This is a genomic window from Halopiger aswanensis, from assembly GCF_003610195.1.
GTDB classification, from domain to species: Archaea; Halobacteriota; Halobacteria; order Halobacteriales; family Natrialbaceae; genus Halopiger; species Halopiger aswanensis.
Map to the genome: position 1 here is coordinate 475,919 of NZ_RAPO01000003.1, position 24,497 is coordinate 500,415.

Here is a 24,497-nt window from a genome sequence, read left to right on the forward strand (position 1 = left end):
CCGAGATCGAATCGACGCGACGACTGAGCAAAAACGCCGAACCGTTAGCGACTCGAGCTCCCGCTTCCGGCTGCCACGCCGACGGTTACACTAAGGGCTCGACCAGATCCTCGCCGGCCTCGAGCAGCTCCGTCACGCGCTCCTCGTCGGACGCCTCGGCGTAGACCCGCAGCACGGGCTCGGTACCGCTGGGGCGGATCAGCAGCCACGAGCCGTCGGCGAGTTGCAGTTTGAACCCGTCGGCGGTGTTGACGCCCTCGACGTCGGTGCCGGCGACGGCGTCGGGGATTTCGTCCTCGAGGTCCTCGAGCACCCGCGTCTTCTCGTCGTCGGGACAGGCGACGCTGAGCTTGTCCTGGACGACGGTGCCGTGTTCCTCGAGCAGGCGATCCACGCGGTCGTCCAGCGGTTCGTCGGCGTGCATCACGGCCGCGAGCAGGGCCATCAGGACGCCGTCTTTCTCGCGAACGTGGCCGCGGATCGTGAACCCGCCCGACTCCTCGCCACCGACCAGGGCGTCGTGCTCGGCGATCCCCTGTGCGACCCACTTGAAGCCGACCGGCACCTCGTGGACGGTCTCGCCGTGGGCCTCGGCGACGCGGTCGATGAGGAACGTCGTCGAGACCGTGCGGATCGCCGGGCCGGCGTCGTCCTCGAGCAGGTAGTCGTACAGCGCGGCGAAAAAGAGGTTCTCGTCGAGGTAGCCTCGTTCGGGCGTGACGATCGCGATCCGGTCGGCGTCGCCGTCGTTCGCGACGCCCAGTTCGGGACCGGCCTCGTCGTCGGTGACGAGGTCGATCAACGTTTCGAGGTTCTCGGTGGCGGGTTCGGGCGCCCCGCCGCCGAAGTCGGGATCGCGCTCGCAGCGCAGACACTCCAGGGAGGCGCCGGCGCGCTCGAGGAGGGCGTCGGTCGTCCCGCGGCCGCTGCCGTGCATGGCGTCGTAGGCGACGGTGAGCCCCGAGAGGTCGACGGGATCGGCGCCGGTCACGTCCGCGACTAACTCGAGGACGGCGTCGGCGTGGGGGCCGGCGAGGTCGACCTCCTCGACGGTGCCGTGCTCGCTCTCGGGGAGGGGATCGGGGTCGGCGAGTCGGTCGGCGATGGCGTCGGTCACCTCGGGTAGGGCCGGCGCGCCGTCGTCAGGGATGAACTTCACGCCGTTGTACTCCGGCGGGTTGTGCGAGGCAGTGATCGCCAGTCCGCCGGCGAGGTCCCGGTCGACGATGGCGTGGGCGACCAGCGGCGTCGGCCGGTCTCGCTCGGGCATGATGACGTCGAACCCGTTCGCACACAGCACCCGGGCCAGTTCCTCGGCGAACCCGCGAGAGGTCTCGCGGGCGTCGTAGCCGATCACGACGGGCGCGTCTCGGCCCTCGTCGCGGAGATACGTCGCTACGGCTTGTCCCACCATCCGTACTCTAGGGGCGGTAAATTCATCGAGCGTCGCCCGCCAGCCGTCGGTACCGAAACTGATCGGCTCCATATCTCCCCCATCACTGGCCCGCTCGAAAAAAGCGACGCACGCTGTTCGGGAGTTCACCGGTCCACCCGACGATGAAGCGGTCGCCGGCCGGTTCCGTCGGACGAAATTACTGAAGACCGCGGATTTTTACGTGAAAAAGTGCTATTGAAAATATGGCCCCGACGCCCTCCGTCCTCGCCGTCAACGGCAGCCTCCGGGTGGAAAGCTACACTCGAACGGCGCTGCGATACGTCCTCCGGGCGGCCGAAGACGCCGACGCCGAAACGACCCTGCTCGACCTGCGAGAGTACGACCTCCCCGTCTACGATCCCGACGTCGACGATCGGAATCAGGGCGACGCCCGCGAAGTGAAACGGCTCGTCCGCGAGGCCGACGCCGTCGCACTCGGCACCCCGGTCTACCACGGCTCGTACTCCGGGGCGCTGAAAAATTTCCACGACTACTGCGGGTTCGACGAGTACGAGGACACGACCGTCGGCCTGCTCGCGACCGCCGGCGGCGGCAGCTACGGCTCGACGCTCGATCACCTCCGGATCACCGTGCGGGGCGTCCACGGCTGGGTGCTCCCCCATCAGGTCGGCATCCGCAACGCCTCGAGTCGATTCCGGGCCGATCCGGATGCGATCGACGGCCGTGCCTTCCGAGAGGACGACCTCCGGGAACGCGTCGAGAAACTCGGCCGGATGCTCGTCGAGTACGCGTCCATCGATCCCGACGTGACTACGCCCCGGACGACGGACGCGGATGCGGACGACTGACGGGCCCGGGCCCTTACTCGAGTCCGATCAGCCGTTCCTTCTCGGCCCGGCTCAGTTGCTTGATCTCGTACTCGCGAGACATCGCCGCGGATCGGGAGTCGAATCGCTCGTGGTACTGTAACTCGACCGGCGTCCGCCCCCGCGTGTACTTGGCACCCGCTCCTGCGTCGTGCTCGGCGACGCGTCGCTCGAGGTCGGTCGTGTAGCCCGTATAGAGGGTCCCGTCGGCACACTCGAGGACGTAAACGACGTGCTCGTCGGCCATCGGGTCGGTCGTAGGGGAACGACGGTGAAAAGCGTCGCGTCCGTAGGAGTCCACCGGCTTGCTTGTCCGTCGCGATGCTCAGGGGGTCGGATCAGGCGCCGCGAGCGCGTTCTCGCGCTGCCTCGGCGATACCCGCGTTTGCCGAACAGCTCACGCAGGCGTGGATTTCGCCGTGTTCGTCGGCGAAGACGCGCGCGAAGCGCTCGGACACATGCGCGCCGCAGTGGTTACACTTGGGCATTGGTCACACCGGCCGAAGCCGGCACCTAAGCATACTGCGGACGGATATAAAAAGACTTTGCCAAACGAGGACTGTGGTTTTCGAAGACGAAAGATTATTTTTTCTCTTCGGTACCATCGGTTCGCGCCGCGTCGATCGCGCGGGCGATGAGCGTCGCCTGTGCCCCGGCCACGAAGCCGGCGTCGACGTTGACGGCCGACATCACGGTACAGGACTGGAGCATCCCCGAAAGCGCCGCTTCGCCGTCGCCGCCGTAGCCGTAGCCGCTCGAGACCGGGAGGCCGATCACCGGCGTGTCGACGAGGCCGGCGATGACGGTCGGCAGGGCGCCCTCGCGGCCGGCGGCGACGATCAGCACGTCCGCCTCTCGGAGCCGGTCGACCTGATCGAGCGTGCGATCGAGCGCCGCGACGCCGATGTCGTCGACCCGATCGACCGTCGCACCCGCGTCGACGCAGACGGCTTCGGCCTCGTCGGCGACCGGCTGGTCGACGGTGCCCGCCGTCACGAGACCGATCGTCGCCTCGAGCGACGGCCGTTCGTAGTCGGGCGTTCGAATCAGCAGGGACGAACTCCAGCGGTCGAACGTCGCATCGGGGACCGTCTCGGGGATCGCTTCCTCGAGCGCCTCGAACTGGTCCTCGGAGAGGCGCGTCAGCAGCGCGCGGTCGGTCGTCTCGAGGGCCGTTTCGGCGAGTGCGACGACCTGCGCCGGCGTCTTCCCGTCCGCGAGGATCGCTTCCGGAATGCCTCGGCGCTGTTGGCGAGCGGCGTCGAATCGCCCCGCTTCGCCGGTGACGTACCCCTTGAGTTTGGCTTCGGCCTGTGCTGGCGAGAGGGAGCCGTCGGCGACGGCATCCAGAAGTTCGCGCATATCGGGTTCTCCGCGGCGACCGTACTCGAATCCGTCGACCCGGCACGAACGGGGTGGCCCAACCGCTCCGCGACCCCCCGAATCGCGAAAGCGCGCGAGAGGGTTCGAACCGCGCGCGAGCCGCATTCTACGGTCCAAACGGCTGGAACGCGACGCCGGCGACTCATCAGTCATATACTTTCCGGTGAACACAGCCCCCGAAACGGACGAATCAACCCCTGAGGGGCGGGTATTTCGACCCTCAACCAAAGCATTTATACCATGGAAGGGGAAACGGATACACCGTATGGCAGACCTTATCGTCAAAGCCGCCGTGAAGGAAGCGCTCGATGACAAGAACGTCGCCTCGGACTTCTACGACGCACTCGACGAGGAAGTCGACGAGCTGCTCGAGGACGCCGCCCGTCGCGCGGAAGCCAACGACCGGAAGACGGTCCAGCCCCGCGACCTGTAAGGCGCGAGGTCAATCGTTCACATTTTTTGGCAGTCAGTACACCGTAGCGTAGCGACTGGTTTCTATCGTCAGGGAATAGATACGCATAATCGGCACGGAGCCGCCGGTAGTGTTCTTTTGGCACTCGTCGGTGTAGGCTACTGCGATCACGCATGCTCCGGAAACTGTTGATCGCGTTTGGTATCTTCGAGGTCGGCATGCCACAGCCGGTCATCGACGCCTGCGAGCGGATCGGTCTCGAGAATCCCGAGGAAGCGCAACTGCGGCCACAAGCGCTGTGGGGCGCCAGACTCGAGGGAATGCTGTTCGTCTGGCTGCTCGCCCGCCGGGAATCGGGCTCGCGAATCGCCAATAACCTGCTCGCGGTCGCCGGGATCGTCCTGGTCGTCCTTCCCCAGCCGATCATCGAGTTCAGTCAGACCCTCGTCTACGAGAACACCGACGACCTCGAGTTGAAGCCGTGGGTGAAACCGGCGGCGCGACTGCTCGGCGCCCTCTATCTGACCGTGGTCTACCTGTCGACGACGGGCGACGAGAACAGCGACGAGCAGTCGAGCGAAACCAAGACGGAAGCGGTTACGATCGACTGACCGCGACGCGCGACCGCAACTCGCACCCCCGAGATCCTTTTATCATCCCCGTGCGAACCGCTTGCATGAAACGAGCGCTCGCACTCGGATTCGCACTGCTCGAGATCCTCGTCCCTCGATATATCGTCACTCCGGCCGAACGGCTGGCCTTCCGAAACCCGGCGGTCGGACGGCTACGGCCGTCGACGATTCCGATCGCTCGACTCGAGGGCGTCCTGTTCGCCTGGCTCCTTCTCCGAGGACGTGGATTGTCGCGACCGCTCCGCGCCGCGTTGGTCACGCTCGGTACCGCCATGGCGCTGCTGCCCCGGACGGCCGTCGAGTCGGGGCTCGCACTCGCCTACGAGAACCCCGGGGAACTCGAGTTGAAACCGTGGGTCGTCCCCGTAACGCGGCTCCTCGGGGCGGTCTATCTGATCGCCGGCTTCGTCGCCGGACGCGCGGAGACGCCAACCGACGGGACTGACCGCGATCGCCGCCGAGCGTAACCCGCTCAGTAGTCCCGAACCTCGAGCCCGTCCTCGAGTCCCACGTAGGTCGCGTCGGCGAGGTCGACGAACAGGCCGTGTTCCACGACGCCGGGGAGTCGCGAGAGTCGCGCCGCCAGCGCGTCGGGGTCGTCGATCCGGCCGAACTCGCAGTCGAGCACCAGATTCCCGTTGTCCGTAACGACCGGCCCGTCCTTGCGTTCGGCGTCCCGCAGCGTCGGGTCGCCGCCCAGGTCGCGGAGTCGGTCGGCGACCACGGTGCGGGCGTCCGGAAGTACCTCGATCGGGACCGACCGCTCGAGGGCGTCGGCGAGTTTCGTCGGATCGGCGACGACGACGAACCGCTCGGCCGCCGCATCGACAAGTTTCTCCCGTGCGTGCGCGGCGCCGCCGCCCTTGACGAGCGCGCCGTGGGCCGGCGAGTCCGGATCGTCGACGACCTGATCCGCGCCGTCGATCGCCAGATCGACCGTCTCGACCGCGTCGAGGTCGGTCAGCGGAATTCCGACCTCGAGCGCCAGTTGCCGGGATTGGAAGGAGGTCGGGATTCCCCGCACCTCGAGGCCGTCGGCGACGGCCTCGCCGATGGCCTCGATCGCGTAGGCGGTCGTCGAGCCGGTGCCGAGCCCGACGACGTCGCCGTCTTCGACTTCTTCGGCTGCGCGTTCCCCCGCGCGCCGTTTCGCTGCGTCGGTGCCGCCTGCCGTCTTCATACTACCTCGGGCGTGGGGCGACGGGAAAAGCGTTGACCTCCGGCTCGGGTCCGGCGGGTCCCATTCGCGGTAGCTATGTCGGTTCGGTCGATTTCTCAGCGACGACCGCGGTTTTGCTACGACCGAAACCGATCGATTTCGGTCACCCTTCGGAATCGTTGTGCGGAGAAACAGCGCGTTGGCAGGAGGATTGTAACTGACTACTGCATCTGAAGCGTCCGTCCCTGGGGTGGAAACGAAACCGTACGGACCGAGGTGCCTGTGACTGCCAGCCGGTTTTCCAAACGTACACTGGTACGTCTCGCGGCGTCGCTCGCCCATCCGTCAACCACTCGCCCGAATTATTTAATTTATACAGGAAATAACACGTATATCTGGAAACAGGGAACCGAATTTAATACCGATATCGGATAGGTTTCCACTCGAGCATCTCGCAGCGCTACCGAGGTGCCACTGACAACCATGACAGACAACGACCCAAGCGTAACGCGGCGTCGACTGTTGAAAGCCAGCGGAGCGACCGTCGTTGCGGGCGGTGCGTTCGCATCGACCGCGAGCGCCCAAGGCGGTCCGTTCAATCCGATCGTGGACGCAACCATCAACTGTACTGCCGGGACGATTACGTTCACGCTCACGGATCGCGACGACTTCCCCGGGGCAATCAACCTCTTCGTGAATGGAGTTCGAGTTGGAGGATTCGGTCCAGAGGGTCAAGACCCAGAAGGTAGCACGCTGACTGTGGACATCGATCCCGAAGCCTCGCCGTTTAACCTCAGGGCAACCGCTGAGGGTGAACCCCAAGGAACGGGTACGACGGTCCGTCCGGATCGCCTTACTTGTCCCGATAACGGCGATGGAGACGGTGACGGCGGACTCTTCGGCGAAGACGGCTTATTCGGCGAAGACGGGCTCGACGCCATCGATCAGGACCAGGACGTCACCGCAAACCAGACGATTGAGAGCGGGGACGCGAACGTGTCCGTCGATGTCGACCAGTCGTCGTCGAACGTCCAGACGGGAGAAGCGGAAAGTGGGGACGCCACCGCAACGAGTTGGCTGCCGTTGGATCTCTTCTGACTGATCCCGAACCCTCGTCGACCGAGACGAGGATCTTCTCATTTAGCGATACAGTGGATCCGTCATTCGATGGACAGCGACATCGATCAGCTGCGATAGTAGCGACTCGAAGGCGAGCCGGATCCGACCGAGCCACGGAATCCGGAGCGCCGCTTTGCCGACGATCCAGTCCGGCCGGACGACGGCCGTCTCGGCACCGGCGTTCGCGACTTGATCGTACAGTCCGTTGTTGTCGCCCTTCGTGACGAACCCGCCATGGGGCGCTGGGCAAGCGGCGACAGCATCGCAGGTCGTTCCGCGGAGGTTCGTCGACTCGGCCTCGGTGTCGACCCAGTTCTCGCCCTCCTCAACCCAGAAGTGCGCGCGGTGGATCACCGGGGTTCGGGAGTCGTTTCCGTCGGGCCGAAAGACGACGACGTCGCCGGGTCGATCGAACGTCTCGTAGCCGCTCTCCCGTCCGTTCTCGAGGGTGACGACGCCGGTACCATCGATCGGGTCGTCGCCGGCGAACCGGTCGGAATCGACGACGAAGACGAGGTCGCCGGTGTTCATGTCGGTTCCATGCTTCCGCTTTCGATGGCGACTAGCGGCGGCCAAACCCCGCTAACGGCAAACAGCACGAGACCGACGAGACCGACGATGGCGACTGCGCTCGAGACGTCCCGGACGACGGCGATCCACGGGTCGTCGCTGTGACGGATCCATCGCAGGAACCCGTCATCGACGACGGAAATCGAATCGGCTGCTGACTCGTCGGAGTCAACATCAGCTCCGGTGTCGGTGGCAGGGTCGGCATCGGTGGAGGACTCGTCCGTCACGGACTCGTCAGGGGGACGGTCGGACATCGTGCACGAGTGCGATCCATCAAATAATCAAGGTTATCACTACGACTCGAGCGACCTGCTGCCCGGCGAACCTTTTTTGCGGCGTCCGTGGTCGAACGTCCATGGCGACATCGGGATCGGGAGCGAGTACAGAGTCGGAGACGACGCCGGAACCGGGGAGCGCAGTCCGCCTCGAGAACGTCCGCAAGACCTACCAGTTGGGCGAGCCGGTCCACGCGCTCGACGGCGTCTCCCTCGAGGTGCCGCGGGGGTCCTACACCGCGATCATGGGGCCCAGCGGCTCCGGGAAGTCGACGCTGATGAACCTCGTCGGCTGTCTGGACACGCCGACCGAGGGGACCGTCGTGGTCGACGGCGAGGACGTCGCGCAACTGGGCGATCGCGAGCGGACTCGACTGCGAGGGAACACGGTCGGCTTCGTCTTCCAGACGTTCAACCTGATGCCGCGGCTGAACGCCCTCGAGAACGTCGCGCTACCGCAGCTGTTTCGGGGCGTCGACCGGGAAACGCGGCGCGAGCGGGCGCGAGACCTCCTCGAGCGGGTCGGGCTCGGCGACCGGGCCGATCACCTGCCGAACGAACTGTCGGGCGGCCAGCGCCAGCGGGTCGCCCTGGCGCGGGCGCTGGTCAACGATCCGGCGATCGTGCTGGCCGACGAACCCTCCGGCAACCTCGATACCGAGACGGAGGCCGACGTGCTCGACCTCTTCGCGGAGTTTCACGACGCGGGCACGACGATGATCGTCGTCACCCACGAGCGCCACGTCGCCGAGCGCGCCGAGCGGATCGTCCACCTGCTCGACGGGACGATCGAACGGATCGAACCGCTCGAGGGTAGCGGGACCGTAGACGATGCGAGGTCCGCGAGCGGTTCGGATGCGAGCGCGAGCGCGGACGCAAACGCGGAACGACCGGCAGACGGAACCGAAACCGACGACTCGCCGGAGACGGAGCGGCGCTAACGAATGCGCCCGCTCGAGCACCTGCGGCTCGCGTGGCGCTCGATCCGCGGCCACAAACTCCGGTCCGCCTTGACGACGCTGGGGGTCGTGATCGGCATCGCCGCCGTCATCGCGTTCGTCACGCTCGGAGCGAGCCTCCAGGCGGGCGTCATCGGCGACATCAGTCCCGACGACCGTCGCAATCTCTACGGGTGGGCCGCCGACCCCGATACTGAGGGCGGGCCGCTCGCCGGGGCCCAACCCGTCTTCAGCCAGGACGATCTCGAGGAACTCGAGGGTCGCGAGGATATCGAGGCGGCCTACGGCTACGCGACGATCCAGACGCAGGCGGTCTCGAACGGCGACGAGCAGATCGCACAGGGGGACGGGTTCGTCGCGTCGGGACCGTCGTACATTCGGGAGGGGCGACTCGCGGAGGGGCGCCAGTTCGAGATGGGCGAGTCGGAAGCGGTGCTCAATCCCGCCGCAGCGGGCCAGTTCGAGGACAACGTAAGCGTCGGCGACGAACTAACGGTCACGTTCCTCGGCGGCCAGCAGGCGACCGTCGAGGTGGTCGGGATCACCGACACGTCCGAAGGGTTGAGTCCGTTCGAGGGATTCGAGGCCGCGCCGCGGATCTACGTGCCGACCGAGCCCTACTACACGGAGCAGGCAGCCGGGTTGGGGATCGGGACGGACGGCGGTAGCGACGGTGGTGATGGTGACGAGAACGGGACCGAGTCCGGCACCGCCCAGGGCGGCCAACCCCGCTACCTCGCGATCGTCGTCGAGGCCCAGTCCGCCGCCGAGAGCGACGTCGACGCCGCTCGCGAAAGCGCACTCGCCTACCTCGAGAGCGACGCCGCCGACGCCAGCGAGTTCCTCGGCGACGACCTCGCGGTGACCTTCCAGACGAGCACGGAACTGCTCTCGCAACTCGAGGACATCCTCGAGCTGCTCCAGAACTTCATCGTCGGGATCGCGGCCATCTCGCTGGTCGTCGGCTCTATCGGCATCGCGAACATCATGCTGGTCTCGGTGGCCGAGCGGACCCGCGAGATCGGGATCATGAAGGCGGTCGGCGCGCAGAATCGGGACGTACTGGGACTGTTCCTCACCGAGGCGGTCGTGCTCGGGGTGATCGGCGCGATTCTGGGCACTGCACTCGGGCTCGCGGCGGGGTATCTCGGCGTGTGGTACATCGACCTCCCGCTGGTCTACCCCTACGAGTACGTCGCGCTGGCGGTCGCGGTCGGCATCCTCGTCGGCATCGGTGCGGGGTTGTATCCGGCCTGGCGGGCGGCGCGGACGGATCCGATCGACGCGCTCAGGTACGAGTGAGTGGGAGAACACGGGTGGTGTGCGGGTGGTATACGGGCGATGCGGCGGCGAGGGAGATCCCTCGCAGGGTCACCCCGACAGCGGGAGCCGAATTAGATATCGTCGGTGACGATCTCGGCGACGCGGTCGCGGTCGAACAGCTGTTCGTCATCGGGGATATCGACCGAGTCACCGGGCCACTCGCCGAAGCGATCGGGGTAGACCTGTTTGGCCAGCGCCTCGGTCGAGAACAGGTGCGTGATCGGCCCCATGAACTGACCGGCGGAGCGGACCACGTTGCCGTTCTGGACGGCCGAAAGTCGACTCGCGGTCGAGTGATCCTCGAGCGGCTCGACGACCTGGGACTGCCACTCGTCGCCGGTCATCGAGGCGAGGTTGTAGGCGGCGATGTAGTCGGGGTCGAGATCGAGCAGCGTCTCGTAGCCGACTGCACCGTCGGGATCGAGGCCGGCCTCGGCGAAGGCGTCGCGAAAGCCCAGATCGCGGAAGCTCCGGGCGTCGTTGCGCTTCTCGTGGATCGGCGCCGGTCGGAACTCGCCGGCGTCGGCGTCGATGCCGCGCCAGAAGACGGCGACGGTCGGCCCCTCGCCGTCCGGAAGCTCCGACTCGATCTCGTCGATGAACTCGTCGTGGAGGTCGGCCCAGGCCTCGTACTGGGCCCGTCGCTGGAACATCGTAGCGATCTTCTCGAAGAGTTCGTACATCGTGTAGTAGGGCGCCTCGCCCTCGTAGTCGAAGCGGATGTACGAACCGAGGATCGGTGCGACGTTCTCCTCGATTTCCGCCATATCCTCGTCGCTCCAGTTGGAGTAAAACTGGAGCATCCGGGGATCGGCGAGGACGACGTCCGGATCGACCTCGTAGAAGATTTCCTTGTCGTAGTTGCGGGCGGACTCGCCCTCGCCGTACTGGAGGATCTCGTCCGGATCGTGCTCGACGTCCGGTAACTGGTCGTAGAACTTGTAGGGCTTGCGATCGGGATAGGCGTGGGCGTCGACCTGAATGCCGAGCGACATCGCCATGTCCTCGGCCGCGCCGGGGATGGTAAAGACCGTCTCCGGCACCTCCTCGAAGGTGTGACAACCCGCGGGTTCGATGCACACCTCGTAAGAGTCGTCGACCGACTGCGTCGACGATTCTCCGCCGTTACCGTTCCCGTTGCCGTTACCATTCCCCGATTCGTCTCCGCCGAGACAGCCGGCGATACCGGCGCCGAGGAGCGTTGCGCTCGATGCGAGTAGTCGTCGTCGTTGGACCATGTGGTTTAGGCTAGCCTAAAACATTAAAAGTATGTTTATTTAGGTTTGCCTAAATATTCGGGCAGGGAGACGGGACGGCAGGCGTCGACTCGAGGGATACACCCGAGTCAGCGACGGAGGATCTCGCGCCGCACCTCGTCGGTCGATTCGTCGTGTAGCGGGCCCAGCGGCGTGATGTCGGGACCGGTCTCGCCGCCGTATTCGACCGTCGCTTCGATCTCGAAGACGTCCGCGAGCAGTTCCTCGGTAATGACGGCCTCGGGCGGTCCGCGGGCGTAGATCGAGCCGTCGTTCAGCGCCAGCAGGTAGTCGGCGTAGCGGGCCGCCTGCTCGATGTCGTGGAGCACGAGGACGATCGTCACGTCGCTGTAATCGCGCAGCGCCTCGACGATCTCCATGACCTCGAGTTGGTGGTGGACGTCGAGGAAGGTGGTCGGCTCGTCGAGCAGCAGGACGTCGGTCTCCTGGGCCAGCACCATCGCGATCCAGACGAGTTGCTTCTGGCCGCCGCTGAGGCTGTCGAGTTCGGTTTCCCGCAGGTGGTCGACGCCGGCCAGCGCGATCGCGCGATCGACGGCAGCCTCGTCCTCGTCGGTCGTCGACTCGAAGAAGCCCCGGTGGGGGTACCGGCCGTGGAAGACGAGTTCCTCGACGGTCAGCGAGCCTGGAGAAACGTTCTCCTGGGAAAGCAATCCCAGCTTCCGGGCGAACTCCTTCTTCTCGAGGTCGTGGATGTCCGCCCCGTCGAGCAGTACCGACCCCGATTCGAGGGAAACCTGCCGGGCGATCCCCTTCAGCAGCGTGCTCTTGCCGCTGCCGTTAGGGCCGATCAGCGCCGTCACCTGCCCCTCCGGCACCTGGAGCGACTCGCCGTCGATGACCAGTTCGTCGGCCTCCGGATAGCCGATTTCGAGGTCGGTGCCGGTCAGGTGCGAGTTCTCGTCGGCGGTGTCGGTATCCGGTGAACGATTTCGGTCGGAATCGGCCTCGAGGGGCGCATCTGGCTTGCTCATTAGACCTCACCCAGGTTCTCCTTCCGGCGCATCAGGTAGAGGAAGTACGGGCCGCCGATCAGTCCGGTGACGATCCCGACCGGAAGCTGGACGGGATTGAGCGCGAGCCGCGCGCCGACGTCGGCGACGATCATCAGCGCCGGGCCGACGAAGACGCAGCCGACCATCAGCTTCCGGTAGTTGCTGCCGACGACGTTGCGCACCACGTGCGGGACGATGAGCCCGACGAAGCTGACGATGCCGGCGACGGCGATGCTCGCGGCCGCCGCGAGGACCGCGATCCCCGACAGCCCGAACCGGACCCGTTCGACGGACATGCCGAGCGACGAGGCCGTCTGTTCGCCGAGCAGGAGGACGTTCAGTTGACGCGAACTCAGATACGCCAGGCCGACCGAGGCGGCCGACCACGGGAGCGCGATCCGGACGTGTTGCCAGTTGACGCCGGTAAGGGAGCCGTTCAGCCACGAGATCGCCTGCTGGACGACGGCGATGTCGTCGGTGAAGACGAACATCGCGGTCTGGAAGGATCCGAAGACGGTGCTGACGATGACGCCGGCAAGCACCAGTCGCACGGGACTCGTCCCGTGGTTCCACGCGATGACGTAGACGAGCAGGAAGGCGATCGACCCGCCGACGGCCGCGATCAGCGGCAGGACCGTCGTCAAGCCGCTAAAGACCGTCAACACGAGCAGGATCATCAGTCCGGCCCCCGAGGAGACGCCGAGGATGAACGGGCTCGCGAGCTCGTTCCGGGTGACCGCCTGGAAGATCGCCCCGGAGATCGAGAGGTTGACCCCCACGATGATCGCCGTGAGCACCCGCGGGAGCCGGATATTCCAGACGATGTGGGTTGCCGTCGACAACTCCGGCAGATCCCCCGCCTGATGCCCCGTCAGCGTCTCGAGTAACCCCTCGCCGAGCAGGAAGTTGAGCAGCCAACGGTAGTCGAGCAGCACCGTCGTATCGAACAGCGCCCGCCAGGCCTCGGCGAAGGACATCGAGTACGCGCCGAAACTGATCTGAACGAATCCGCTTACGAAGACGATCAGCGAGCCGCCGAGACAGACCGAGAGTAGCTTCGAGTCCACCAGCGAAAACCGATCCGTGTCAGTGCTCGACGAGGAAACCCCCTCCGGCGCCGTCTCAGGCACGGACGACCCCTCCGTTTCGCGTCCGACCGACGAGCCGACGTCGCCCAGTATCCTGCCGGGCCGTCGCCGATCCAGTCGGGAGTCGCCGGGACGCAGTCGCGTCTTGTTCCATGTGTTTTAGGCTAGCCTAAAACAATAAATGTGCTTTGATTTTGGGGAGCCTAAAGAACGGGTTCAGTCGAAGACACCGCGACCGACTACGAAAAAAGTAGGGGAGGCGGCGATCGACGCCGACAGCCGCGTGCGGCGGGTGACTACTCGTCTCGCTCGCGTTCGCGTTCACGCTCACGATCCTCGCGGTATCGATCCGTCTCGGAGCCCCTCGAGTCGGTATCGAACGGTTCTCGATCTCGAGTCGCCTCTCGATCGGGTTCCTGTTCTCGGCCCCAGTTCCGGTCCCGATTTCGGTCGTCGAACTCCTCGAGGTCCGAAGCACGGCCGTCCGATCGATCGGCCGGCGGATAGCGCTCGGGCGATCGCCCCCTCGAGTCGGGGTACGACGGCGCTCCCGCGTAATCCGATGGGGAGTCAGCGGCCATCCCGAGCGATCGACGCGTCGTCCGGCGTTTCCGGGGGTATTCCCGTGCGAGGTACGCGCCGAGATAGCCGCCCAGCAGCGAGAGGCCGACGGTGTAGAGGAGGACGATCAACGCGAAGACGAGGATGGTGAACGCGGCGATCGCAAACCCCTCGAACGGCGCGGCGGCGACCCCCATTCCGAACCCGAGGAAGCCGAGCAGCAAGACGGCGACCGCGGCGACCGGCACGAACGCGATGATGCCGGCGACCGCGCCGGCGATCGTGCCCGCCCGGCTATCGGGCCCCTCGAGAAAGCCGGCAACGGCGCCGCCGATGACGGTGGAAAACGGGATGAACGAGAGGACGATGCCGACGACGGCACCGATAACCGCGTGGATGAGAGTTCGGTCGCTCGCCATAGTGGATCGTCCACGAGCGCGGTGAAAAGTGTCGGTGGTCGAAGGAGAGTCGGCGGCGGGCTGAATCTCGACGGGTCAGTCGTCGGCAATCGGCGGATCCGGTTCGTCGTGGTGCGGCTCGGTAGCCGAGTCGCTATCGGCGTCGGAGTCGGCCGCGGCGAGTTCGGAGAAGGTGATTTCGCTGTTGACCTCCTCGGAGAGCAAGTCGACCGCCTCGACGAAGACCGCGATGATCAGCGGCCCGACGACGATGCCGATCGGACCCAGCGTGAAGAGCCCGCCGGTAAAGCCGATGAAGTAGAGGCTCCCGGGCAGGCCGGCGGAGCGGCGGGCGAGCCGCGGCCGAACGGCGATATCCGGAAGCCAGCCGATGAGCACGAGGCCGAAGACGGAGAGCAACACCGCTGCGGCGATCTCACCCGCGGTGACGTGGTAGACCGCGATCAGTCCGATCAGGATGCTCGGACCGACGATCGGCACGAACTGCAAGATCGCGGCGATGATCGCGAGCGTCAGCGACATCTCGTAGTCGAGCAGCCAGAAGACGGGGTAGGCGATGAGCAACGTCGCGACGGACGTCGCGAGTTGCAACACGTAAATCGCGTACAGCGTCTCGCGGGCTCGAGTCGCGAGCGCGTAGACGACGTCGCGGTACTCGCGGGGGATCGGGGCGATCGCGGCCCGGCCGGCCGAGTCGGCCTCGAGCAGGAGCGCAAACAGGAGCGTGAGAAACAGCGCGAACTTGATCGCGAGCACCGGCAGCGACAGCGCGAAGGTGGCGGCGATGCTGCTGAGGTAGTCGACGACGAACGACTGCACCTCCACCGCTTCGATCGTGTACGTGAAGTTGAACACCGTAATCGGCACCGATTCCGGCAGTCCCTCGATGATCCTGGTGATCTCGTCGACCCGGAAGTACAGGGTCACCGCGATCGGCGAGAAGACGGCGACCGCGCCGACGAAGCCGATCACCGTCGCGGCGGCGGCCCCGAGCCATTCCGAGAGTCCGCGCCTGACGAGCCAACCCTGCAGCGGCAATAAGACGTAAGCGACCGTCAACGCGAACAGGATCGTTCCGAGCACCTCGAGGAGGATCGCGCCGGTGACGATCCCGAGAAGTGCGACGACGCCGGCGAGGACGTACCGACGCCGGCGGCCGCCGGAACGCGACGACCCGTTCGATTTCGTGTTCGTCGACACAGTCGTGACTGTCACTGCGAGGATAAAATCTTTCCCACCGACCGGCGCGGCAGCGGTCTTAAGCCCTCACGGGGCGATGATCCGCGCATGAGACGGCGGACGCTCGTCCGCGGTGTCGGGGCGGGTACCGGAGCCGCACTGACGGGACTCGCGGGGTGTCTCACGCGTGACGCCGAGGAGGAAGAACCGGACGACGGCGTCGAGGAACCCGACGAGAACGCGCTCCGCATCGCGACGTACACCTCGATGGTCACCGGCGAGCGGCCCGCCGGCCGGTGGCTCGAGGAGGCGTTCCTCGAGGACCACCCGAACGCCGAACTCGACTGGCGGGTGCCCGAGGCCGGCATCGAGCACTTCATCCGGCGCGGCGAGATCGGCGCCGAGCCGGGCGCGGACGTCTATCTGGGACTGACGCTCGGCGAACTCGTTCGCGTCGACGAGGCCCTCGGCGACGACGGCGAACTCTTCGAATCGCTCGAGCGGGGGCGGCTCGACCGCGACGGGCGGCTCCGCGACGACCTGACGGTCGACGATCCCGACGACAGGGTCCTGCCGTTCGATACGGGCTATATCTCGCTGGTTTACGACGAACGCGACCTCGAGAACGGGCCGCCCGACTCCTTCGACGCCCTGCTCGAGTCCGAGTACGAGCGGGCGCTGCTCGCGCAGGATCCTCGCTCGTCTGATCCGGGGTTGGCCTTTCTGCTGTGGACCATCGCAGCCACCGGCGAAGACGGCTACCGCGAGTACTGGCAGGCCCTTCGGGACAACGGCCTGCGCCTCGGCGAAAGCTGGACCGAGACGTACCGGAACCGGTACCTCGAGGGAGAGGGTTCGATGATCGTCTCCTACTCGACGGATCGGGTCGGCGCGGCCGCAGCCGAGCGCCCGCTGGCGCGCCACCGGGTCGCCATGCTCGAGGATGCGGGCTACCGCAACACCGAGTTCGCCGCCGTCTTCGCCGACACCCCTCGAGCGGAACTGGCCTACGAGTTCCTCGACTTCCTGCTCTCGTCGACGGCCCAAGCCGAGATCGCGACCCGTAACGTGCAGTTCCCGGCCGTCGCGGACGCGTCCGTCGATCTCGAGCCGTCGTTCGCCGACCGCGCCCGCGAGCCGGAGCGGACGGTAACGATGACCTACGATGACATACGGGGTAACCTCGGCGACTGGCTTTCGGAGTGGGAAACGCTGTGGACCGGTGAAAGCGACGGGTAACCCGCACGGCGCTCAAACGCCCAGCGCAGTTTTAAGGACGGGTACGTGGTACGTCGCTGCGCATGGCGCTCCAACGGCTACTCAGCGGCAACCCATCGAGAAACGCGAAACTCTACCTCGCGATCGGCGGCCTCTCGCTCGTGAAAGCGATCGCAGTTCGGAACGATCGCGAGCGGTTCCGCCGGGAGCTGGTCGACGCCGGGATGTTCATCGGCGCCGGCCTCCTCCTGCGACAGTACAGCCAGCTCAAGGAACAGAAACGGGAAGAGATCGAGTCACAGATGCCCGACTGGGCGGTCGGCATCGCGGAGTCCGAATCGGCGAAACAGGGCATCCGCGCGGCCGCAAATCGGCTGCAGAACCGGTCGGAGTCCGAGCCCGAACCGACGCTTCGCGATCGGGCGCTGGGCTTCGTCTCGAGTCAGTAACGCGATCCCGCTCACCGGTCTTCGGACCGCGGCTCGAGCCCGGCCGTGAAGTGCCGTAACTCCGGCATCTCGGGTTCGGTCACGATCTCGAGCCCGTCGACGGCGCGTCCCTTCTCGAGTACGGTTGCGGCGGTCTCGGCGACGTGGTCGAAGTGTTCTCGGTGGTAGGTTCGGCGCGGCACGGCGAGCCGAACGAGCTCCGGGCGATCGGTCTCGGGAAAGGCGAAGCTGCCGAGTTCGACCCCGCGGACGCCGCCCTCCCGGTAGAGCTCACAGACCAGCGCCTGTCCGGGGAACGCGTCGGCCTCGAGGTGGGGCAGCGCCGCGGCGGCGTCGAGGTAGACCGCGTGGCCGCCGACCGGCTCGTAGATCGGAACGCCCGCGTCCCGCAGCAGCGAGCCGAGCGTTCGGACTTGTTCGACCCGATCCGCGACGTACGACCGCTCGACGGCCTCCCGGAGGCCGACGGCCATCGCCTCGAGGTCGCGGCCGGCCATCCCGCCGTACGTCGGAAACCCCTCGTAGAGGATGGCGCGCTGCTTGCAGCGCTCGAAGAGTTCCTCGTCGTCGGTTGCGACGAAGCCGCCCGCGTTGACGAGCCCGTCCTTCTTGCCGCTCATCACGACGGCGTCGGCGTAGCCGAGTTGCTCGCGGGCGATCTCGGCGATCTCGGTCTCGGCGGCGGCGAACTCGTCCTCCCGCTGTCCCACGAAGTACGCGTTCTCCGCGAACCGGCAGGCGTCGATGACGAACGTCGCGTCGATCTCGTCGGCGAAGTCCCGAACCCGCCGCGTGTTCTCGACGCTGACCGGCTGGCCCGCCGCCGAGTTGTTCGTGATCGTCTGGATCACTAGCGGGATCCGATCCGCGCCGACCTCGTCGACCAGCGCCCGGGCCCGCTCGAGCGAGAAGTTCCCCTTGAACGGCGCCTCGAGACCGGGATCGTGCGTGCCGTCGACGGGACAGTCGATCGGTTCTGCCCCCTGGTTCGCGACGTGGGCGCGGGTCGTATCGAAGTGGGTGTTGTTCGGGACGACCGCGTCCTCGGCGTCCGAGAGGAGCGTGCCGTAGAGGACGTTCTCCGCGCCGCGGCCCTGATGGGTCGGCACGACGTGTTCGACGCCCATCACGTCCCGGACGGCCGACTCGAGGCGATCGAAGCTGCGCGAGCCGGCGTAGGCCTCGTCGCCGCGCAGCAGGGCGGCCCACTGCGCGTCGCTCATCGCGCCCGTGCCGCTGTCGGTCAGCAGATCGATGAAGACCTCGTCGGCGGGGAGATTGAAGACGTTGTACTGGGCTCGCTCTAAGTTACGTTCGCGTCGCTCCCGGGCGGGGAGCGAAATCGGCTCGACCATCTTGGACTTGTATCCGGCCATATCCACACACTCACGCCCTGATAGTTCAATTCGAGCGACGAAAGGTGGCGAGCGACGGCGGAACTCGAGGGTCGGCGGACAGGACCGAGCGGTAACGAACGGTGTTGTTCTCGAGGGTGACCGCGTCGGCGGGCGCGTCGGTTGGCGCGGCGGTTCGGGCCCGATCGGGATGCAGACTGGTCGAGACTATCTCGGAAGGAGATGAACGTAGCGTCGGCTACCGACTAAATACCGGATTCGTTGAACGACTCACCGCAGGCGAGACAGCGCCGCAGCCCCGGCGTTGCGGGGATACCGACCGTCCGCGCCGACTCGCAGTGGGGACACTGCGTTCCCAGCCGTCGGCACAGCGAGCGGAGTCGATCGCGCATACCCGGCGCAACGGCGGGCAGTCACAAACGCGTTTCCGCCGGCAAAGATCAGTGTGCGAATCGCGCGAGTGGCGCCGGACGCGGAGCCGCGCTCGCGCGACCGACGTTCAGAAGAGTTCTTGGGTGATCTCGAGGGTCTTCTCGCGGTCCTCCCACTCGACGAACAGCGCGACGCTGGTCGCGCTCGTGATGACGTCCTGCAGGTGGATGCGCTCCTCGGCCAGCGGCGTGACGATGTCGCTGACGATCCCCGGCTGGTTGGGGAGTTCGCCGCCGGTCACGCGGACGACCGCGATCGGCGAGTCGACGGTGACGGAGGAGAGTTCGTCGCGCGCGATGACCTCGCGGTGGAGGATGTTCTCGGCGCGTTCGGCCTCGGCCTCGTCGATGTAGAACGTGACCGTGTCCATCCCGCTGGCGACGGCGTCGATATTGACGTCGCTCTCGGCCAGCGCCTCCGAGAGGTGGTTGAAGACGCCGGACTCGTTGCGGATCGCCCGGCCGGCGACGGTCAGGCAGGCCAGGGGCCGCTCGCGCAGGTCCACGAGGTTTTTGAACTCGCCCTCGATGCTGGTGCCGCCCGAGAGCAGGTCGCCGTGCTGGTAGTGGACGACGCGGACGTCGAGTTTCCCGTCCTTGTACGACAGTGCGGAGGGTGCGACGACCTCAGCGCCGCGGAACGAGAGGTTCCGCAGTTCGTCGACGGAAATCTCGCCGACGTTGCGGGCGCCCTCGACGACGTTCGGGTCGCCGGTCATGACGCCCTCGACGTCGGTCACGATGACGACTTCGTCGGCGTCCATGTACTTGCCCATCATCACGGCGGTGGTGTCGCTGCCGCCGCGACCCAGCGTCGTGATCGAGCCGTCCGGTCCCTCCGCGAGGAAGCCGGTGATGACCGGGACGACCTCGTCCATCTCCGCGGCGACCTCCTGGGCTCGCTGCTGGGTCGCCTCGACGTCGACCTCGCCGTACTCGTCGGTGATGACCGGCCAGTTCTCGCTGCCGGGCTCTAAGAAGACCGCGTCGATGCCCCGCGAGGAGAGCGCGGCCTTGAGCATCCGTACGGAGGTGCGCTCGCCCATGCTGACGATCTGGGCGCGGTCGGCTTCGTCGGTCTCGAAGGTGATGTCGTCGAGCAGGTCGTCCGTCGTCGATCCCATCGCGCTGGCGACGACGGCGATCTCGTGGCCGTCCTCGACGGCGGCGGCGATCGAGTCCGCGGCGCGGTCGATTCGCTCGCCGCTGCCGAGACTGGTCCCGCCGAACTTGGCTACGACTCGCATACTGACACCTCGCACTTGTCCTGTGTTCGCATACCGGTGGCGTGGCTCATACACCGTCGTTACCAGACCGAGCAGATAACTGTGTCCCATTGGCCGCATTTTTACCGGCGATGCCCCCGCTCCGGCGGTCTCGACCTGTCGATCGATTCACACTCACCCCCGTCGCGGGCGGGATTTATGGTCGTGCGCATCAATACCACACGCTAATGAACGTACGGGACGCTCTCGAGGCCGACGCCGACGCGCTCGCGTCGATCGCCGACTCGCCGACCGACGTGATGCGCAACCTCGTCCACGACCGGACGGTCCGCGTCGCGGAGGACGGCACCACCGATCCGAACGCCGACGTCTCGAGTTCCCAATACGACGGCTCGGACCCGGAGGATCTCCTCGGGTTCATCAGCTTCGACGCGCGCGAGGATACCGTCCACGTCACGCAACTCGACGGGACGACCGAGGCCTGCAAGCGACTCCTGGCCGAACCGGTCCGGTTCGCCGAACGCGAGTCGATGGCCGTCGAGGTGCTCGCGCCGCCGGATACGGACGTGATCGTCGACGCCGCGGAGGAACTGGGCTTCGAGCGCCGGGGGACCGGCCCGCGGTTCAACGGCTCGCGGACGATCCGGTTTCGACTGGAACCGTAGCTGTCACAATCGCCGTCGTGTAACCGAAAACCGACCGGCGATGAACAGCTACATACCGTCTGACTGACTATTTATTCATAATGAGTGACACGGATCTCTTCGCGGCTGCGACCGACGATACGCACGCACAGATGATGCAAGCGACCTACGAAGCGCTGCGGAAACACGGCTACTCCGAACTAACGATCCAGCGCATCGGCGACGAGTTTCCCAAGAGCAAGTCGCTGATCTACCAGCACTACGACAGCAAGGACGAACTGCTCGTCGCCTTCCTCGAGTACCTCCTCGAGCAGTTCGAGGCGGATCTGCCGATCGGCGACGACTTCGAGAACGCCAAAGAACACCTCGAGATGCTCATCGAGTACGCCCTCCCGAACGAGTTCGGCGACGATCACCTCGATTTCGCGAGGGCCGTCGAAGCGCTGCGCGGGCAAGCGCCCCACGACGAGGCTTATCAGGAGCAGTTCGCCGCAACCGATGCGTTCTACCGGCGCCTCACCGCCGACGTCATTCGGGTCGGGATCGAGCAGGGTGTCTTCCGCGACGTCGATCCCGAGCAGACGGCTGCGTTTATCGTCGCAAGCGTCCACGGCGCACGAAATCAGCGCGTGACCGCCGACACGGCGGCTCCGGTCCGCGCCGCGCGCCGGGAACTCGAGCAGTACATTCGGACGCGACTGGTCGCCGACGACCAGTGACCCGGACAGGAGGCGGGTAACTCAGAGCTTGTGCCGAAACGCCCGCAACGCGTTCTCTCCCGTCTCCGTCAGCGAGACCTGCTTCGTGCGGCCGACGGACTCGACCTCGATGTAACCGACCTCGAGCAGCGGCTCGACGATCCGGTTGTTCAGCAGGGCGAACTTCGCCTTCTCGTTTGCGGGATCGGACTTAGTCATGAACTCGAGGGACTCCTCCTCCGCGAAGTCGATAAGGTCGCTCTTTTTCGGCGTGTAGACCGCGGTATCGGCGCCGTCGATGTAGTTCAGGATTCGGACCTGATCCGTCGACGGCGTCTCGAGCGGGTAGGAGGGAAGCTGTTCGGCCATCGCCATCCCCTCGGTGCGGGGCCGCTCGTCGACCGGATGGGCGCGGGATTTCGGGTGGACGTAGTAGCCGCTCGCATCGGTCGCCATACACGCCAGTGCAGCACCGATGTCCGCCAATTTCGGACCGCTCGAGACGTTGACGCGGACGATATCGTCCTCGTAGTCGGCGGCGATCGTCGTGATCTCCCCGAGGACGTCGTACATGTCGCCGAAATCGGTGTCGCGGACGTGGACGGTGACGCCGTGGCTGGAGAGGTCCTCGACGAGCGACTCGTGATAGGACGCCTCGGCCGCGTCGTCGTCGGCGAGCAGGTAGAGGATATCGGCGCCGTACTCGAGAACGGGGGCTTTGATCCGATCGAACTCGAATCCCAGCGGCGCGATGTGGACTTCGACGATCGATCGGAGTTCCGTCTCTCCTGTCATTGTAGATAGTATTAGTAGTAAGGATACTATAGTAGTATCGGTTGTATGTATAGTAACAGGATAGACCTGAATATATCCCGCCGTATAGACGTAGATATGTCACAGCGACAACAGCGCCGACGGGAGAGCGAGCACGGACTCGAAATCGACGCGGCGCTCGCGCTGCTGGGGGACGACTACGCCCAGGAGATCCTCGCGGTCCTCATCGAGGACCCCGCGACGGCCAAGGAGCTCACGGAGCGGTGTCCCGGCTCGCGCGTGACGATCTATCGGCGGCTGAACCGCCTCGAGGAGGCGGGGCTCGTCGAGACCGAGATCCGGATCCGCAGCGACGGAAACCACTGCGAGCGGTATCGGCTCGCGGTCGACGAGATCACCGTCTCGATCACCGAAGAGGGGTTCGAGGCCGAACTGCGGCCGTCGTCGGACGGGGAATAAGAGAAAGCGGAGGAGTCAACTGAACTTCTGGACCGTGACGTCGAGCGTGTCGAGGTCGACGATCGGCGCGTACCCCGCGTCGGGGTCGATGTTGACGCTCTTCTGGAAGTCAGTCTGGGCCTGCCAGCAGCCGGAGTTGATCGCGAGCACGTTGTGGTACTTGCCGAACCCGAGTTTGTGGACGTGGCCGGTGTGGAAGATGTCGGGCACCTCGTCGATGACCAGGTAATCCTTCTCTTCGGGTGCAAGTCGGGTGTGGCCCCCGAACTGCGGGGCGACGTGGCGCTTCTTTAAGAGCTGGTACATCGCCTTGTGGGGATCGTCGTAGCTGGCCTTCTCCTCGGGGAGTTCCGCGATCACCTCGTCCAGCGAGACGCCGTGGTACATCAGCACGGAGACGCCCTCGACGGTCACCGTCGACGGGTTGCTCACGATCTCCGGATCGTGGGCCGACATGATCTCCCGGAGTTCCTCGTCGAAGCCGGGTTGGGGTTCCGCGAGGCGAACCGCGTCGTGGTTCCCCGGAATCATGACGATCTCGAGATCGCCGGGTACCTTCTTCAGGTGTTCGCTGAAGGCCTCGTACTGCTCGTAGATGTCGATGATGTCGAGTTCCTCGTCCTGGTCGGGGTAGACGCCGACGCCCTCGACCATGTCGCCGCCGATCAGGAGGTACTCGACGTGCTGGGCCTGTTCCGTGTGGAGCCAGTCGGCGAAGCGGTCCCAGGCGTCTGCCATGAACTCCTCGCTGCCGACGTGGACGTCGCTGATCAGCGCCGCCTGGACGTGGCGGTCTGCCGTCGACGGCTCGTAGGTCCGGGGGACGTCGGGGAAGTACATCGAGTCGACGAAGGCGATCCCCGAATCGTCCGCGAGGGTACCCTCCATCGCCAGCGCCTCGTCGCAGAGCAGTTCGTCGACCAGATCGACGTAGTCGCGATCCTTCATCACCAGCCACGGGAAGGTCCCCGTGGCGTCCTCGAGTTCGATCAGCCAGTGGCCGCTGGCGGTCGACCGGATGTCGTTGACCAGCCCGACCATCGCGACCTCGCTGCCGCCGGGCATGTCCTGGATGGCCGTGGCCGGCCGGTGGTTGACGCGCCCGCGGAGCTTCGATCCGAGGCGCTCGAGCCGGTCACGGAACACGGAGACGAAGTCCTCGTACTCACCCGTTCCGGTACTCTGGCCGGTCATATCGCCCTCGATCTCGAGCGAACGGAGGTCGGGATCGACGGTCCGCTCGATTGGTTCCGACCCCTCCGTTTCAACTGGAGAGTGGGTTGCCGAATCGCCCGACACGGGTGCGTCGGTTCCAGTTGAAACGGAGGGGGTAGGCTCCCCGCGAGCGTCGATCGATTCGGTCGTCGGAGACGGCGTCGAACTCGAGACCGCGTTTACCGCCGCCTCGACGTGCTCGCTGCGAACGACCAGGGCGTCGTCGGGAATCTCGTCGAGAAGGTGCTCGAGCACCGCGTCGGGATCGTCCGCGGCCGCGAGTTGCGTGACCGCCTCGCGTTCGGCGTTGTAGCCGCGACTGGTGAGTTCGCTGACGATCCGGGCGTGGCCCTCGAGCGGCACACGACTCGCATTCGCGACGGGGATAAAAAGGATAGCGGAACGCCCGGAGTGG

29 protein-coding genes are annotated in these 24,497 nt (G+C 66.0%); 12 read left to right on the forward strand and 17 right to left on the reverse strand.

Features of this window, described 5'->3' with window-relative positions; translation table 11 throughout:
• Positions 1-85: 85 nt before the first annotated feature.
• The gene (locus tag ATJ93_RS16255) at positions 86-1,486 is read right to left on the reverse strand and encodes a phosphoglucomutase/phosphomannomutase family protein (RefSeq protein ID WP_120245688.1); all 1,401 of its coding nucleotides are present in this window, start codon (positions 1,484-1,486) and stop codon (positions 86-88) included.
• 152 nt (positions 1,487-1,638) lie between these two features.
• Here ATJ93_RS16255 and ATJ93_RS16260 point away from each other — a divergent pair, with 152 nt between their 5' ends.
• Positions 1,639-2,244, forward strand: coding sequence for an NADPH-dependent FMN reductase (locus ATJ93_RS16260; RefSeq protein ID WP_120245689.1), 606 nt, complete (start codon positions 1,639-1,641; stop codon positions 2,242-2,244).
• A gap of 13 nt (positions 2,245-2,257) precedes the next feature.
• Here the strand turns inward: ATJ93_RS16260 and ATJ93_RS16265 are convergent, their stop codons facing one another.
• The 3 genes from ATJ93_RS16265 to larB all read right to left on the reverse strand — a co-directional run bounded on the left by ATJ93_RS16265 (position 2,258) and on the right by larB (position 3,624).
• Positions 2,258-2,509, reverse strand: coding sequence for a GIY-YIG nuclease family protein (locus tag ATJ93_RS16265; protein WP_120245690.1), 252 nt, complete (start codon positions 2,507-2,509; stop codon positions 2,258-2,260).
• Positions 2,510-2,600: 91 nt separating this feature from the next.
• Complete coding sequence (locus ATJ93_RS23760; RefSeq protein ID WP_170155596.1) at positions 2,601-2,750, reverse strand: DUF7563 family protein; 150 nt, start codon at positions 2,748-2,750, stop codon at positions 2,601-2,603.
• 94 nt (positions 2,751-2,844) lie between these two features.
• Positions 2,845-3,624: a nickel pincer cofactor biosynthesis protein LarB gene (larB, locus tag ATJ93_RS16270; RefSeq protein WP_120245691.1), complete on the reverse strand. Its 780-nt coding sequence runs from the start codon at positions 3,622-3,624 to the stop codon at positions 2,845-2,847.
• Positions 3,625-3,910: 286 nt separating this feature from the next.
• Between larB and ATJ93_RS16275 the strand changes: the two genes are divergently transcribed.
• From ATJ93_RS16275 to ATJ93_RS16285, 3 genes are all read left to right on the forward strand, one after another.
• Positions 3,911-4,078 carry a DUF1931 family protein gene (locus ATJ93_RS16275; protein ID WP_004267503.1) on the forward strand — a complete coding sequence of 56 codons (168 nt, stop codon included), beginning with the start codon at positions 3,911-3,913 and terminating at the stop codon, positions 4,076-4,078.
• A 152-nt stretch (positions 4,079-4,230) separates the two neighbouring features.
• Positions 4,231-4,668, forward strand: coding sequence for a hypothetical protein (locus ATJ93_RS16280; protein WP_120245692.1), 438 nt, complete (start codon positions 4,231-4,233; stop codon positions 4,666-4,668).
• A gap of 65 nt (positions 4,669-4,733) precedes the next feature.
• The gene (locus ATJ93_RS16285) at positions 4,734-5,156 is read left to right on the forward strand and encodes a hypothetical protein (RefSeq protein WP_120245693.1); all 423 of its coding nucleotides are present in this window, start codon (positions 4,734-4,736) and stop codon (positions 5,154-5,156) included.
• Positions 5,157-5,161: 5 nt separating this feature from the next.
• On the opposite strand, the gene rpiA is transcribed toward ATJ93_RS16285, so the two are convergent.
• Positions 5,162-5,869, reverse strand: a complete 708-nt coding sequence (gene rpiA, locus ATJ93_RS16290; protein ID WP_120245694.1) for a ribose-5-phosphate isomerase RpiA — start codon at positions 5,867-5,869, stop codon at positions 5,162-5,164.
• 462 nt (positions 5,870-6,331) lie between these two features.
• Between rpiA and ATJ93_RS16295 the strand changes: the two genes are divergently transcribed.
• On the forward strand, positions 6,332-6,946 hold the full coding sequence (locus tag ATJ93_RS16295) for a twin-arginine translocation signal domain-containing protein (RefSeq protein ID WP_120245695.1): 615 nt from the start codon (positions 6,332-6,334) through the stop codon (positions 6,944-6,946).
• Between the two features lie 42 nt (positions 6,947-6,988).
• Here ATJ93_RS16295 and ATJ93_RS24460 read toward each other — a convergent pair whose 3' ends face one another.
• The gene (locus ATJ93_RS24460; RefSeq protein ID WP_342768869.1) at positions 6,989-7,498 is read right to left on the reverse strand and encodes a S26 family signal peptidase; all 510 of its coding nucleotides are present in this window, start codon (positions 7,496-7,498) and stop codon (positions 6,989-6,991) included.
• Complete coding sequence (locus ATJ93_RS24465) at positions 7,495-7,791, reverse strand: hypothetical protein (protein WP_342768870.1); 297 nt, start codon at positions 7,789-7,791, stop codon at positions 7,495-7,497. Before ATJ93_RS24465 ends, ATJ93_RS24460 begins: the two co-directional genes overlap by 4 nt.
• A 101-nt stretch (positions 7,792-7,892) precedes the next feature.
• Here ATJ93_RS24465 and ATJ93_RS16305 point away from each other — a divergent pair, with 101 nt between their 5' ends.
• Positions 7,893-8,753 (forward strand): ABC transporter ATP-binding protein, encoded by an 861-nt coding sequence (locus tag ATJ93_RS16305; RefSeq protein WP_120245696.1) that lies wholly within the window; start codon positions 7,893-7,895, stop codon positions 8,751-8,753.
• 3 nt (positions 8,754-8,756) lie between these two features.
• Entirely contained in the window at positions 8,757-10,073 is a 1,317-nt protein-coding gene (locus tag ATJ93_RS16310; RefSeq protein WP_120245697.1) for an ABC transporter permease, read from the forward strand.
• Positions 10,074-10,165: 92 nt separating this feature from the next.
• Here the strand turns inward: ATJ93_RS16310 and ATJ93_RS16315 are convergent, their stop codons facing one another.
• The 5 genes from ATJ93_RS16315 to ATJ93_RS16335 all read right to left on the reverse strand — a co-directional run bounded on the left by ATJ93_RS16315 (position 10,166) and on the right by ATJ93_RS16335 (position 15,634).
• The gene (locus ATJ93_RS16315; protein ID WP_120245698.1) at positions 10,166-11,332 is read right to left on the reverse strand and encodes an ABC transporter substrate-binding protein; all 1,167 of its coding nucleotides are present in this window, start codon (positions 11,330-11,332) and stop codon (positions 10,166-10,168) included.
• Positions 11,333-11,439: 107 nt separating this feature from the next.
• Complete coding sequence (locus ATJ93_RS16320; protein ID WP_120245699.1) at positions 11,440-12,345, reverse strand: ABC transporter ATP-binding protein; 906 nt, start codon at positions 12,343-12,345, stop codon at positions 11,440-11,442.
• Entirely contained in the window at positions 12,345-13,496 is a 1,152-nt protein-coding gene (locus ATJ93_RS16325; RefSeq protein ID WP_120245700.1) for a FecCD family ABC transporter permease, read from the reverse strand. The genes ATJ93_RS16320 and ATJ93_RS16325 overlap by 1 nt, the downstream gene beginning before the upstream one ends.
• A 254-nt stretch (positions 13,497-13,750) precedes the next feature.
• Complete coding sequence (locus ATJ93_RS16330) at positions 13,751-14,434, reverse strand: DUF5518 domain-containing protein (RefSeq protein WP_120245701.1); 684 nt, start codon at positions 14,432-14,434, stop codon at positions 13,751-13,753.
• A gap of 75 nt (positions 14,435-14,509) precedes the next feature.
• Positions 14,510-15,634 (reverse strand): AI-2E family transporter, encoded by a 1,125-nt coding sequence (locus ATJ93_RS16335; RefSeq protein WP_120245702.1) that lies wholly within the window; start codon positions 15,632-15,634, stop codon positions 14,510-14,512.
• Positions 15,635-15,721: 87 nt separating this feature from the next.
• Here ATJ93_RS16335 and ATJ93_RS16340 point away from each other — a divergent pair, with 87 nt between their 5' ends.
• Both ATJ93_RS16340 and ATJ93_RS16345 read left to right on the forward strand, forming a co-directional pair.
• Positions 15,722-16,852, forward strand: coding sequence for a thiamine ABC transporter substrate-binding protein (locus ATJ93_RS16340; RefSeq protein WP_120245703.1), 1,131 nt, complete (start codon positions 15,722-15,724; stop codon positions 16,850-16,852).
• Between the two features lie 62 nt (positions 16,853-16,914).
• A complete protein-coding gene (locus ATJ93_RS16345) occupies positions 16,915-17,280 on the forward strand; it encodes a hypothetical protein (protein ID WP_120245704.1) in 366 nt (121 codons plus the stop codon).
• A gap of 11 nt (positions 17,281-17,291) precedes the next feature.
• Here the strand turns inward: ATJ93_RS16345 and ATJ93_RS16350 are convergent, their stop codons facing one another.
• From ATJ93_RS16350 to ATJ93_RS16355, 3 genes are all read right to left on the reverse strand, one after another.
• A complete protein-coding gene (locus ATJ93_RS16350) occupies positions 17,292-18,656 on the reverse strand; it encodes a tryptophanase (protein ID WP_120245705.1) in 1,365 nt (454 codons plus the stop codon).
• 224 nt (positions 18,657-18,880) lie between these two features.
• Positions 18,881-19,027 carry a hypothetical protein gene (locus ATJ93_RS23765; protein WP_170155597.1) on the reverse strand — a complete coding sequence of 49 codons (147 nt, stop codon included), beginning with the start codon at positions 19,025-19,027 and terminating at the stop codon, positions 18,881-18,883.
• Between the two features lie 107 nt (positions 19,028-19,134).
• Positions 19,135-20,313 carry an aspartate kinase gene (locus tag ATJ93_RS16355; protein WP_120245706.1) on the reverse strand — a complete coding sequence of 393 codons (1,179 nt, stop codon included), beginning with the start codon at positions 20,311-20,313 and terminating at the stop codon, positions 19,135-19,137.
• 206 nt (positions 20,314-20,519) lie between these two features.
• Here ATJ93_RS16355 and ATJ93_RS16360 point away from each other — a divergent pair, with 206 nt between their 5' ends.
• Both ATJ93_RS16360 and ATJ93_RS16365 read left to right on the forward strand, forming a co-directional pair.
• Positions 20,520-20,957 (forward strand): hypothetical protein, encoded by a 438-nt coding sequence (locus ATJ93_RS16360; protein ID WP_120245707.1) that lies wholly within the window; start codon positions 20,520-20,522, stop codon positions 20,955-20,957.
• Between the two features lie 80 nt (positions 20,958-21,037).
• A complete protein-coding gene (locus tag ATJ93_RS16365; RefSeq protein WP_120245708.1) occupies positions 21,038-21,655 on the forward strand; it encodes a TetR/AcrR family transcriptional regulator in 618 nt (205 codons plus the stop codon).
• Between the two features lie 21 nt (positions 21,656-21,676).
• Here the strand turns inward: ATJ93_RS16365 and ATJ93_RS16370 are convergent, their stop codons facing one another.
• Entirely contained in the window at positions 21,677-22,429 is a 753-nt protein-coding gene (locus ATJ93_RS16370; RefSeq protein ID WP_120245709.1) for an HFX_2341 family transcriptional regulator domain-containing protein, read from the reverse strand.
• A 96-nt stretch (positions 22,430-22,525) separates the two neighbouring features.
• On the opposite strand from ATJ93_RS16370, the gene ATJ93_RS16375 reads away from it, so the two are divergent.
• Entirely contained in the window at positions 22,526-22,867 is a 342-nt protein-coding gene (locus ATJ93_RS16375; RefSeq protein ID WP_120245710.1) for an ArsR/SmtB family transcription factor, read from the forward strand.
• 15 nt (positions 22,868-22,882) lie between these two features.
• Here the strand turns inward: ATJ93_RS16375 and ATJ93_RS16380 are convergent, their stop codons facing one another.
• Positions 22,883-24,445 (reverse strand): DNA-directed DNA polymerase II small subunit, encoded by a 1,563-nt coding sequence (locus ATJ93_RS16380; protein WP_120245711.1) that lies wholly within the window; start codon positions 24,443-24,445, stop codon positions 22,883-22,885.
• Positions 24,446-24,497: the final 52 nt, after the last annotated feature.